Source organism: Micromonospora sp. NPDC049114 (genome assembly GCF_040648635.1).
Classification (GTDB): domain Bacteria; phylum Actinomycetota; class Actinomycetes; order Mycobacteriales; family Micromonosporaceae; genus Micromonospora.
In genome coordinates this window covers 164,590-176,574 of the sequence record NZ_JBEZEA010000012.1, presented here as the reverse complement: position 1 = coordinate 176,574, position 11,985 = coordinate 164,590, and the positions used below count along the sequence as shown (strand labels likewise).

The 11,985-nt window shown below is 72.1% G+C and carries 10 protein-coding genes; 4 read left to right on the top strand and 6 right to left on the bottom strand.

The genetic code is table 11. The features are described 5' to 3' along the window. Positions 1-113 precede the first annotated feature (113 nt). From AB0B39_RS27330 to mce, 4 genes are all read right to left on the bottom strand, one after another. Positions 114-2,255: a hypothetical protein gene (locus tag AB0B39_RS27330; RefSeq protein ID WP_357575744.1), complete on the bottom strand. Its 2,142-nt coding sequence runs from the start codon at positions 2,253-2,255 to the stop codon at positions 114-116. A 177-nt stretch (positions 2,256-2,432) separates the two neighbouring features. Further along, the gene (locus AB0B39_RS27325) at positions 2,433-3,695 is read right to left on the bottom strand and encodes a cell division protein DivIVA (RefSeq protein WP_234582048.1); all 1,263 of its coding nucleotides are present in this window, start codon (positions 3,693-3,695) and stop codon (positions 2,433-2,435) included. 285 nt (positions 3,696-3,980) lie between these two features. Further along, the gene (ccrA, locus tag AB0B39_RS27320; protein WP_357575743.1) at positions 3,981-5,336 is read right to left on the bottom strand and encodes a crotonyl-CoA carboxylase/reductase; all 1,356 of its coding nucleotides are present in this window, start codon (positions 5,334-5,336) and stop codon (positions 3,981-3,983) included. 486 nt (positions 5,337-5,822) lie between these two features. Beyond that, a complete protein-coding gene (mce, locus tag AB0B39_RS27315) occupies positions 5,823-6,296 on the bottom strand; it encodes a methylmalonyl-CoA epimerase (RefSeq protein WP_234582050.1) in 474 nt (157 codons plus the stop codon). Between the two features lie 62 nt (positions 6,297-6,358). Between mce and AB0B39_RS27310 the strand changes: the two genes are divergently transcribed. Both AB0B39_RS27310 and meaB read left to right on the top strand, forming a co-directional pair. Then, on the top strand, positions 6,359-7,558 hold the full coding sequence (locus AB0B39_RS27310; RefSeq protein WP_357575742.1) for an acetyl-CoA C-acetyltransferase: 1,200 nt from the start codon (positions 6,359-6,361) through the stop codon (positions 7,556-7,558). Then, positions 7,555-8,559 carry a methylmalonyl Co-A mutase-associated GTPase MeaB gene (meaB, locus tag AB0B39_RS27305; RefSeq protein ID WP_357496048.1) on the top strand — a complete coding sequence of 335 codons (1,005 nt, stop codon included), beginning with the start codon at positions 7,555-7,557 and terminating at the stop codon, positions 8,557-8,559. The genes AB0B39_RS27310 and meaB overlap by 4 nt, the downstream gene beginning before the upstream one ends. Before the next feature lie 33 nt (positions 8,560-8,592). On the opposite strand, the gene AB0B39_RS27300 is transcribed toward meaB, so the two are convergent. Together AB0B39_RS27300 and AB0B39_RS27295 are read right to left on the bottom strand one after the other, a co-directional pair. Further along, a complete protein-coding gene (locus AB0B39_RS27300; protein ID WP_357575741.1) occupies positions 8,593-10,296 on the bottom strand; it encodes a hypothetical protein in 1,704 nt (567 codons plus the stop codon). A gap of 3 nt (positions 10,297-10,299) precedes the next feature. After that, entirely contained in the window at positions 10,300-10,866 is a 567-nt protein-coding gene (locus tag AB0B39_RS27295) for a LemA family protein (protein ID WP_357496052.1), read from the bottom strand. Positions 10,867-11,022: 156 nt separating this feature from the next. Here AB0B39_RS27295 and AB0B39_RS27290 point away from each other — a divergent pair, with 156 nt between their 5' ends. After that, positions 11,023-11,433, top strand: coding sequence for an Asp23/Gls24 family envelope stress response protein (locus AB0B39_RS27290; protein ID WP_234582055.1), 411 nt, complete (start codon positions 11,023-11,025; stop codon positions 11,431-11,433). Between the two features lie 133 nt (positions 11,434-11,566). Continuing rightward, complete coding sequence (locus tag AB0B39_RS27285) at positions 11,567-11,827, top strand: hypothetical protein (RefSeq protein ID WP_357575740.1); 261 nt, start codon at positions 11,567-11,569, stop codon at positions 11,825-11,827. The last annotated feature ends 158 nt before the right edge of the window (positions 11,828-11,985 follow it).

The window sequence follows — 11,985 nt, the reverse complement described above, 5'->3', positions numbered from 1 at the left end:
GGCTGGGCCACCCCCGGTGAGAAAATGGCCCAGCTACTCGGTGTTGCAACCACCGGTTGAGCCCGCCCGGCTAACGGAAACTGTCCAAGATCTCGAAGCTCGGGGGCGTACCGTCAGTCCTTTTCGATCGTGACCTTGCTGGGCTTGGCGCTGCGCTCGTCGGTGGTCGGCTTGCTGGGACGCTTGCCGTTCTCGCCGGTGCTGGTGATCTTCGTCGGCTTGGCTCCCCGGCCACCCTCGCCCGGAACGGCCGCCACGGTCGGTTCGCCGTCCACCCCGGCGCTGGCCGCGCCGCCGTCGACAGTGGTCACCGGCTCGGCCACCGGACGGGTCGTGGACTGCCCGGACTCGCCGCCCGCGGCGGCGTTCGCCGGCTGCCGGGCGTCGTCGGGCTCGGGCTTGAGGCCGTTGGCCGTGCCGGCGGCGACGGGTGCCCCGGCGTCGTCGGGCTCGGGCTTGAGGCCGTTCGCGGTGCCGGCGGCGACCGGCGCCCCGGCGTCGTCGGCACCCGACCCGGTCACGGCCGTCGCGTCGGGGCTGTCGTCCGTGGCGGGTGCGGTCGGGCCGTCGATCGGGCCGGTGGTGCTGCGCAGCCGCACCTCGGCCATCTGCCGCTCAAGCTCGTCGGACTCCTGCCGCGCCTTCCAGGTCTCCTGCCGCAGGTCGGCGAGCTGCTGCTGGGCCTGCGCGATCTCCAACATCACCTGGGCGAGCTGCTGCCGGCCCGCGGCGGCCTCCTGCTGCGTTGCCGCCAGGTGCTGCTGCGTGGTCGCCAGGTGCTGCTGGGTCGTGGCCGCGTACTCCTCGAACTGGCGGCGCGAGGCCGCGACGTGCTCGTCGGCCTTGCGGCGCTTGTCGCCCGCCTCGGTCTCGGCGCGGCTCAACAGCTCGGCCGCCTCCGTCTCGGCGCGCTGGCGCAGGGTCGACGCGTCCTGCTCGGCCGCCAGGCGGATCGCATCGGCGCCCTGCTCGATCTCGTTCTTGCGGGTCGTGTACTCGGTCTCCAGCTCGTCGCGGCGGGTCGTGTACCCGGTCTCCAGCTCGTCGCGGCGTGCCGTGTACTCGGTCTCCAGCTCGGCGTTGCGCGCGGCCCAACCCGACTCCAGCTCCTGCTGGCGGGACTCGTGCTGCTTGTCCAGCTCGTCGCGTCGCTTGGCGAACTCCTGCTCGGCGGTGGACCGTCGCTGGGCCAGCTCGCGATCGGCAGCTTCGCGCCGCGAGTTGACCTCCTGCTCCACGCCGGCCCGCCAGGCGCCCAGCTCCTGCTGGGTCTGCGCCCGGGACTGCTGGACGTACGTCTCGGTCTCGCTGCGCATCCGCTGCACGTACGCCTCGGTCTCGGCCCGGCTGCGCTTGGCCGACTCGGACGCCTGCGTGGTGAGCCGCTCGGCCTCCTGCTGTGCCTTGGCGCGGGTGGCCCGACCGGCCATCGACGCGTCGTCGATGATCTGCTTGGCCTCCTGCTGTGCCTTGGCGTGGGTCGCCCGGCCCGCCTCGGTCGCCGTGTCGGTGAGCCGCTTGGCCTCCTGCTGGGCCTTGGCGTGTACCTCCTTGGCAGCCTCACGCAGCTCGCCGGCCTCCTGCCGGGCGGTGGTCAGCGCCTCGCGGGCCGCCTCGCGCAGCTTGGTGGCCTCCTGCTGCGCCCGGGTGTGGATCTCCTTGGCGGTGTCCCGCAGCTGGGTGGCCTCCTGCTGGGCCTTGGCCAACTCGTCCTGCGCCGCCTTGCGCAGCTTCGCCGACTCTTCCTTGGCCGACCGCAGGGTCGCGTCCGCCTCCGCGCGGCGGGAGGCGCTGTGCCGCTCCTCCTCCTGGCGTCGGGCGGCGAGCGCGATCTCGAAGTCCTTCAACGCCCGCGCGGCCTGCTCGCGGGCCTCCTCGATGATGTGCTCGGCGGTGGCGCGACGGGCGTCGATCTCCTCGTTGGCCGCCGACAGGATCTGCTCGGCCTGCTCCTCGGCGAGGGTGAGGATCGACTCGACGCGGGGGCCTAGGTGCCGGAAGGAGGCCCGGTCCACCACGTTCATCTGCTTGCGGACCTGGGTCAGATCCCGTTGCAGAACCTCGACCTGGCCGGCGAGCTTGTGGATCTGTGTATAGGCCTGTTCCCGTTCGGCGGCGAGGGTCGCGATCTCGTGCTCGGCACGCGCGACGTACCGGTCAACCTGTTTCTTCTCGTACCCCCGCAGAGCGGACTCGAAGCTGGGCTCCGTGGTCACGTCCCCGCCGAGAGCGAACAGTTCCTCGCCGTGCGACATGCCCCCATCCTCACACGCATCGCCCCCTGCTGGGGCGATACGGACGCCCCTTGTGGGACCTACTTCACTCCGTGGCGAGGGCACCACACCGAGGGTTGGGAAACGCACACGGCGCGAGGTCACACCGGTCACCCGGTGTCACCTCGCGCCGTCGATGCCCCAACCTGACGCCTCGGGTCAGCCGGCGGTCTCCGCGGTCACCCGCTCCTGTCCGCCGTCGGTCTTCTTCGCCTCCGGCTTGGCCGCCGGGGCAGCCGCCGCCGGCACGCCGGGCACGATGCCGGCGAGCCCGGAGAGCATCTGACCGAGCTGCGAGGTGACCGCGTCCTTCTGCCGGGTGAGGTCCTCGACCTCGCGGCGGGCGGCCTGCGTGGTCAGCTCGGCCTCGGTGCGCGCCTCGGTGAGCAGGCGCTGCGACTCGGCCTTGGCCTCGTTGAGCGTCTTCTCGGAGTGCGCCTTGGCCTTGTCGATCGTCTCGTTGGCGTGGCGCTCCGACTCGACCCGGCGGGCCTCGGCGCGCTGCTCGATCTCCTTGGCGCGCTCCTGCGCGGCCCGGGCACGCTGCTCGGCCTCGCTGACCAGCTTCTGGGTCTGCGCGACCTGGGCGGCGTGCCGCTCGGACTCCTCGCGCTCGGCCTTCTCGCGCCGCTCGGCCAGCTGCAGCTCCAGGGCCTGGAGGTCCTTGTCGCGCTTGTCCCGTGCGTCGGTGAGCAGCTTGGTGGCCTCGGCGCGCTTCTCCTCGGCCTCGCGGGCGGCCTTGGCCCGCTGCTGGGTGATCTCCCGCTCGGCGGTGGCCCGGAGGGTGGCCACCTCACGCTCGACAGTCGACTTCAGCTCGGCCACCTCGTGCGCGGTCACCGTACGCAGCTGCTTGGTCTCGCGGTCGGCGTCGGCGCGCAGCGTGTCGGCCTCGCGGCGGGCCTGCACCCGGACCTCGGCGGCCTCACGCTCGGCGGCGGTGCGCAGGTTGCCGGCCTCGCGCTCGGCGCTGGCCTTCATCGCGGCGGCCTCGGCGCGGGCCTTGTCCGTGATCTCCCGGGCCTCGAGGCGGGCGGCGGAGAGGATGCCCTCCGACTCGCGCTTGGCCTCGTTGCGGTGGTCGTTGGCCTGCTCCTCGGCGAGCCGGAGGATCTGCTCAACGCGGGTGCCGAGCCCCGAGAGGGTGGGCCGGCTGTTCTCTTCGAGCTGCTTGTTCGTGTCGGTGAGCTTCTGCTCCAGCGCACTCATGCGCTGCTCGGCCTGGCGGAGGCGACGCTGGGCGTCGTTCATCCGCTGCTCAGCCTCGGCACGGGCCTGCTCGGACTGGGTCAGCGCGGCGGTCATCCGGCCGATGAAGTCATCGACCTGGTGAGTGTTGTATCCGCGCAGGCCAACGGTGAAATCTGGCTGCGAGTTCGCGTTATCGAAGAACGCGAGAGGGGAGGACTGCTGCTGGGGCATTGGGACATACTGGCAGACGCCCCAGGGTGCTTCGCAAGAGCGGTACGGAGCTTTCGTGTCCTCATTACATGGTCAACTGACCTGGCCGACGAGGCCGGACCAATCGGCGATCTTGGCAGGTCCCGGGCGGGACGGACGCCACGCAGCGTGACGCGAAAAAGGGCCACGGGTGCGACCCGTGGCCCTTTGTTCGATCCGGTTGGGTTCCAGCTAATGGGGTTGGAAGAACAATGGCCGATCACCGCATTGGCCATCGGCCGCTCATCCGTCCGGCCGGTGGCCCGCTCAGTGCCCCCGGAACCGGTTGATCGCTTCCTCGTGCCGGGCCCGCAACTCCCCGTCACGGACGCCCAACCCGTCGGCCGGCGCGAGGCAGCGCACCCCGACCTTGCCCTGGTGCGCGTTGCGGTGCACCTCGTACGCGGCCTGACCGGTCTGCTCCAACGGGTAGGTACGCGACACCGTGGGGTGCACCTTGCCGAGCGCGACCAGACGGTTGGCCTGCCACGCCTCGTGGTAGTTGGCGAAGTGGCTGCCCACGATCCGCTTCAGGTGCATCCACAGGTAGCGGTTGTCGTACTGGTGCTGGAACCCGCTCGTGGACGCGCAGGTGACGATGGTGCCGCCACGGCGGGCCACGTAGACGCTCGCGCCGAACGTCTCCCGGCCCGGGTGCTCGAAGACGATGTCCGGGTCCTCGCCACCGGTCAGCTCACGGATCCGCTCGCCGAAGCGCCGCCACTCGCTCTGGTCCTGGGTCTCCTCGTCCTTCCAGAACCGGAAGCCCTCGGCTGCCCGGTCGATGACCAGGTCCGCGCCCATCCGGCGGCACAGCTCGGCCTTCTCCGGCGACGAGACGACGCAGACCGGGATCGCGCCGCCGTTGAGGGCCATCTGGGTGGCGTACCCGCCGAGGCCGCCGGAGGCGCCCCAGATCAGCACCACGTCGCCCTGCTTCATGTTGGCGCCGTGGTGCGAGACGAGCTGCCGGTACGCGGTGGAGTTGACCAGCCCCGGGCTGGCCGCCTCCTCCCAGCTCAGGTGCCGCGGCTTGGGCATCAGCTGGTTGGCCTTGACCACGGCCAGCTCGGCCAGGCCGCCGAAGTTGGTCTCGAAGCCCCAGATCCGCTGCTGCGGGTCGAGCATGGTGTCGTCGTGGCCGGCGGCGTCCTCCAGCTCGACCGAGAGGCAGTGCGCGACGACCTCGTCGCCGGCCGCCCACCGGGTCACCCCCGGGCCGGTACGCAGCACCACGCCTGCCGCGTCCGAGCCGACCACGTGGTACGGCAGGTCGTGCCGGCGGGTCAGCTCGGAGACCCGGCCGTAGCGTTCGAGGAACTTGAAGGTGGACACCGGCTCGAAGATGCTGGTCCACACGGTGTTGTAGTTGATCGCGCTGGCCATCACCGCGATCAACGCCTCGCCCGGCGCCAGCTCCGGCGTCGGCACCTCCTGCACGTGCAGCGCCTTGCGGGGGTCCTTGTCCCGGGTGGCCATGCCGTCGAACATCCGGGACTCCTCGGCGCGGACGACCACGCCTCGGTAACTCTCCGGCACGGGCAGTCCGGCAACACCCGCCAGCTCGCGGTCCGGGTCGTTCGATTCCTCCGCCGCCATGATCGCTTCGAGGATGTCCTGCACGGTGACCTCCGGTTCGTCCCCGCACCCGCACGGGCCCGGGTGCTGCCATCGTCGGCGCCGGTGAGCACGACCACCATGTCGGCATTCGACACATCCGGCCCCGGTCGCGCTCCTGTGGGCCGGGACGTTACTGAACGGTAGCTAGGGCGGGAAGTCCTCTGTGAAAAACTGCATCGACCGATGCGTGAAGGTGCCCGGCCACCCCGCGAACCACGCACAGAAGTGCGCGCCGACCCCCGGCCGACCCCCACGCCCGCCCCCCGGCCGACCCCCATGCCTCACCCCCGGCCGGCCCCCGGCCGACCCCCGGTGATCAAGAGGTTTGCGTCAATCCGCGCCCAGCAGATGACGCAAACCTCTTGATCACCGGGAGCGGGCGCGGGAGCCGGGCGCGGGAGCCGGGAGCGGGCGCGGGGCCGGGCGCGAGAGCGGGCGCCGGGCGCGGGGAGCGGGGCCGGGAGTGCGCGCGGGTCGGGCTGGGTGGGGTTAGTGGGTGGGGGCGGGTTCGACCAGTTCGATCAGGACGCCTCCGGCGTCCTTGGGGTGGACGAAGTTGATCCGGCTGTCGGCGGTGCCGCGGCGCGGGGCGTCGTACAGCAGTCGCACCCCCCGCTCGCGCAGCGCCGCGCAGGCCACGTCGATGTCCGCCACCGTGTAGGCGACCTGCTGCACGCCCGGCCCGTTGCGGTCGAGGAACTTCGCGATCGTCGACTCCGGGGTGAGCGGGGCCAGCAGTTGCACGCAGCCGCCCTCGGCGGTCGGCCCGACGGCCAGCATCGCTTCCCGTACGCCCTGCTCGGCGTTGGTCTCGACGTGTACGCAGCGCATCCCGAAGGTCCGCTGGTAGAAGTCGATCGCGGCATCCAGGTCGGCGACGGCGATGCCGACGTGGTCAATCTTGCGAAGCCCGATGTCTGTGACGTAGTCCGCACCGGGCTCGACGGGGGAGTTCTCAGCCATGGCGCTAGTCTGGCCGAACAATCGTTAAGGCGTACAGCTCGGCACCCCCCTCGGAGGCAGGCATGGCTTCGGTGATCGTCAGCGGCGCGCGGACCCCGATGGGGCGGCTGCTGGGCAACCTCAAGGACCTTCCGGCCACCAAGCTCGGCGGGATCGCCATCAAGGCAGCCCTGGAGCGGGCCGGGGTCAGCCCGGACCAGGTCCAGTACGTGATCATGGGCCAGGTGCTCCAGGCGGGCGCCGGGCAGATCCCGGCCCGGCAGGCGGCCGTCGAGGCCGGCGTGCCGATGTCGGTTCCGGCGCTGACGATCAACAAGGTCTGCCTCTCCGGGCTGGACGCGATCGCCCTGGCCGACCAGCTCATCCGGGCCGGCGAGTTCGACATCGTGGTGGCCGGCGGCATGGAGTCGATGACCAACGCCCCGCACCTGCTGATGGGCCAGCGCTCCGGCTACAAGTACGGCGACGTGGTGGTCAAGGACCACATGGCGCACGACGGGCTCAGCGACGCCTGGGACTGCTGCTCGATGGGCGAGTCGACCGAGCGTCTCGGCACGAAGCACGGCATCTCCCGCGAGGAGCAGGACGCGTTCGCCGCGGCCAGTCACCAGCGGGCCGCCGCCGCGCAGAAGAACGGCCACTTCGCCGAGGAGATCACCCCGGTGCTGATCCCGCAGCGCAAGGGTGACCCGCTGGTGATCAGCGACGACGAGGGCATCCGCCCGGACACGACCGCCGAGTCGCTGGCCAAGCTGCGCCCCGCGTTCACCAAGGACGGCAGCATCACGGCCGGCAGTTCCTCGCCGATCTCCGACGGCGCGGCGGCGGTTGTCGTCATGAGCAAGGCCAAGGCCAACGAGCTGGGCCTGACCTGGCTGGCCGAGATCGGTGCGCACGGCAACGTGGCCGGCCCGGACAACTCCCTGCACTCGCAGCCGTCCAACGCGATCAACCACGCCCTGAAGAAGGGCGGCCTGAGCGTGGAGGACCTGGACCTCATCGAGATCAACGAGGCGTTCGCGCAGGTCGGCATCCAGTCCGCCCGCGACCTGGGCGTCAGCTCCGACAAGGTCAACGTCAACGGCGGCGCGATCGCGCTGGGTCACCCGATCGGCATGTCCGGTGCTCGTCTCGTCCTCACCCTCGCCCTTGAGTTGAAGCGGCGTGGCGGCGGCACGGGCGCGGCGGCTCTCTGCGGCGGTGGCGGCCAGGGCGACGCGCTGATCATCCACGTGCCGGGAAGCGCAGCGGCTGCACAGTGAGCGATGCGATCGAGGGCGTCCCGGCGGCGGCCACCACGTCCGTGCGCCGCAGCCGGGACGTACCCCTGCTGGTCGAGCGGGCCCGCGCGGGTGACCCCCGCGCGGTGGCCCGGCTGATCACGCTGGTGGAGAACGGCGACGAACTGCTGCCGGCAGTCGCCGCCGCGTTGGCGCCGTACGCCGGGCAGGCCCAGGTCGTCGGGCTCACCGGCTCGCCGGGGGTGGGCAAGTCCACCACCACCAACGAGCTGGTCCGTGCGCTGCGGGAACGTGGGCACCGGGTCGGCGTGCTGGCGGTCGACCCGTCCAGCCCGTTCACCGGCGGCGCGATCCTCGGCGACCGGGTGCGCATGCAGGACCACGCCACCGATCCGGGCGTCTACATCCGGTCCATGTCCAGCCGGGGGCACCTCGGCGGGCTGGCGGCGGCGACACCGCAGGCGGTCCGCGTGCTGGAGGGCGCCGGCTGTGACGTGGTGCTGGTGGAGACCGTCGGTGTCGGGCAGGCCGAGGTGGAGGTCGCCTCGCTTGCCGACACCACGCTCGTGCTGCTCGCCCCCGGCATGGGTGACGCGATCCAGGCGGTCAAGGCCGGCATCCTGGAGATCGCCGACGTGTTCGTGGTCAACAAGGCCGACCGGGACGGCGTCGACGCCACAGTCCGCGACATCCAGGGCATGATCGCCCTCGGTGAGCGCGGGCCGGGGCAGTGGCGACCGCAGGTGGTCCGGGCTGTCGCGGCCCGGGGCGAGGGCATCGACGACATCGCCGCCGCCATCGACAAGCACCGGGGCTGGCTGGTCGAGCACGGCGAGTTGCGCCGCCGCCAGGAGGCGCGGGCCGCCGCCGAGATCGAGGCCATCGCGCTCGGCGCCCTCCGCGCCAAGATCGGCTCACTGCGCGACGGTACGCAGCTGAGCACGCTCGCCGCCTCGGTGGCCGAGGGTGCCCTCGACCCGTACGCGGCGGCCGACGAGCTGCTCGATCAGCTCGGCTCCTGAGCCGCCCGCTCGACAGCCCACCCCAGCGGTGGGTCAGGCACCCGTGAGGGCGTCGCGCGCACATCTGGTGAGCAGCCACGGAAGGTGCGGCGTCCCGAGCCGCCCGCTGCCGAGCGCGGTGAGCACCAGCGTGCTGTCGCCAACGCGCAGCACCACCTTGTTGCCGCTGGCGTACGCCTCGTCGCCGACGCCCGGTAGCGGGGTGGCGACGCCACGCGCGTTGGCCCGCCACGCGATCTGTCCCGCCGTACCGTCCGCCCAGGCGGCGCGCAGCACGGTGCTGTCGTCGCGCTCGGAGCGGAAGTCGACGCGCCGCGGCCCGCGTGCCACGCGTACGGGATGGCCGACGACCCGCGCGACGTCCTCGACGGAGATCGGGAGCGGCCCGGCCGGCACCTGGCGTACCTCGCCGAAGACGTCCGTGACCAGCGGCTCGGTTCGCGCGGTGTCCGGGCGTGCCGGCGAGCGTCGGGTGAGGGTGTCGACCCGGCGGCTCCACGGCCGGGCGGTGATCGTCACGACGTCGCCCGGCCGGCAGCGGTCGGCCCGGCCGCCGGGCGTCGCCCAGGCGGTGGTCCGGTCGGCGGTCCCGTCGTCGAGCACCAGGTGGACCAGGTGGCGGCTGTCCCGCTGGTGCGGGCGCAGCGCCAGCACCTGCCCGGTGACGGTCACCGACCGCACCCGGTCCACCAGCGCGCCGACCAGCAGGTAGGCGCCGCCGGCGAGCAGCGGATACGCCGGCAGCGAGTACCAGCTGGTGTAGCCGGTGACGGCCAGCACCAGTCGTCCCGACACCACCGCCAGCACCGCCTGCCAGAGCAGGGTGGGCGTGGAGCTGCCGTACCCGGGTCGGCCGCGCGGATAGCGCACCCGGATCCGGTGCCAGCCGCCACGGTAGGACGACCAGAGGTCGCGCTGGCTGCCGACGTCGAGGCCGAGCAGGTAACTGGCGCGGCGGGTCACGCCCAGCGCGGCGCCGTACGCCAGGTAACGGTCCCAGATCGCCACCGCCGAGGGTGGCAGCTCGGCGAACTGCTCGTGGCTGCGCAACCAGGCACCCACCGCGAGCCACCGGGAGGTGGCTTCCAGCCCCGCCGGGGTCGCTCGCTCGCCGACGCGCTGCACCAGGCCCGCGAGCACCAGGGCGACGGTGAGGGAGAACAGGAACGTCCACCTCAGGTGCGTGCGGTGCACCGCCACGAGGCCGCAGACCACGCCCACCGCGGCCGCGCCGACGTAGAGCGCGGTCATCATCGTCTGCCCGAATCGGCGCCGGGACAGCCCGGCCGCCCGGGCGTCGGCGACCACGGCGGCGCGCAGCTGGCTGTTCCAGTTCTTGGCCTCGTCCTCGTCGCGCAGGGCCAGCGCGGTCAGCGGCACCACCCCGTCGACGGCGAGCCCCCGAACCCGCGCCAGGACCTGCCGCTCGTACGGCCGCAGGCCGCTGTCGTCCGGACGGCCCCCGGCGAGATGGATGGTGGTGCGATAGGGGTCGGCGTCCGGCTGCCGCAGCTCGTAGTAGCCGGCTGCGGCGAGGTCGAGCAGGATCGACTCGGCCGCACCCGCGCGCGTCGACCCGCCGTTGACCAGCATGCTCACCACGGCGGGTGGTTCCGAGCCGAGGTCCATGGTGGCCGGTCGGGCCGCCGGTGGCGCCGGTCGGGTGGCGACCCGGCAGGCTCCGTACGCGAGGAGCCAGAGCCCGACGGCGGCGCCGGCGAGGAGGAGGTCCGTCACCGCTCAGAGACCGACCGCGATCACGCCACGGTCGGAGTCCGTGGCGGCGAACAGTCCGCGCCGCTGGAAGCCGAGCGGGCCGGCGACCAGGTTCGCCGGAAAGCTCTGGATCGCCGTGTTGTACTGCTGTACCGCGTACGTCAGGAACTGCCGGGAGTAGGCGATCTTGTCCTCGGTGGTGGCCAGGTCGCCCTGCAACGCCGCGAAGTTCTCGCTCGCCCGCAACTGCGGGTACGCCTCGGCGAGCGCGACGAGCCGACCCAGAGCCTGACTCAGCGCGTTCTCGGCTTCGGCCCTCCCCGGGTCGCCGGCGGTGTGCGTGCTGGCCTCGCCGCGCGCGGCCAGCACGGCGGCCAGGGTGTCGCGCTCGTGCGACGCGTACCCCTTGACGGTCTCCACCAGGTTCGGGATCAGGTCGTGGCGTCGCTTGAGCTGCACGTCGATCTGGGACCAGGACGCATCCACCTGGTTACGCATCCGGACCAGCCTGTTGTAGAGCCGAACCAGCCACACCGCGACCAGGAGGACGACCGCCGAGCCCGCCAGCGCGGCGGCAAGAATCCATGCCATGGGGGGCAAGATAGCGAACCGGCGCCGGCGGGGCCCCCTCGCGTTCACAGCGGACGGTGTGCGGGCTCCGGGAGGCAGTAGGCTCGCGCTCGCGCGGGCACCGCTCGCGCGGGCCCCGGGCGGGGTCGGTGCGGGACGACGGCAGGGGAGCGGGACGTGAGTGACGAGGCGACGCGCGAGCTGGGCACGGTGCCGGCGGTGGCCGGCGGGACGACGAAGGTCTCCGACGAGGTGATCGAGAAGATCGCCGTCGCGGCCGCCAGTTCGGTGCCCGGTGTGGCCGAGATGGGCGGGGACGTCGCGCGGTTCTTCAACGCGGTCCTCGATCGCGTCGGGCTGGACCAGGTCGGCGACGCCCGGCGGGGTTGTTCGGCCCACGTCACCGGGGACGCGGCCGTGGTCAACCTGGTGTTGGTGATCCAGGCCGGTCAGCCGGTCCCGGAGATCACCGGGCAGGTGCGGGCCCGGGTCACCGAGGCGGTCGAGGCGTACGGGCTGCGGGTCGACGAGGTCAACATCCGGGTCGACGACGTGGCGATGGGCGGACCCGCGACTCCCACGGTCTGACCTCGACGAGCCGGATCGGCCGGCGGCCTGGTCGGCTGCACGCATGTCGGGCCGTCGCTTCGACGATCTTGGGTGCCACTAGTCTCCTGGCGTCAGGGACCTGATGGACCAACTCGTCAGGAATGGACTGTAGATGGCGAAAATTTCGCGCCGCCCCCGCTCTCGTAACGTCATCGCCGCTGTCGCTCTGGCTGGCGGCCTGGTGCTGGGCACTGCTTCGCCGGCTTTGGCGGATTACAACAGTCCGATGTACCCGACGATGGCGGCGTGCAAGGCGGCACGGCCGACCTACGTCTCCACGTGGACGTCGCCGCAGCAGTGCTACCCGATGTACAACTGGAACGGCACCACGGTGGTCGGCTACGCGTTCCTGGTGAAGACCCGCAACTACTAGATCAGCGATCTGGCTCGGCTGCGGGCGCGGGTGGTCGTTGATCACCCGCGCCCGTCGCGTCGTCGACACCTCGGCCCGCCTCCCGACCTGGGATTCCCGCACCTCACGTTACCCACGGGTACGACGTGACTTAGCGATCGTTCAGGCCAGGGCTCTAC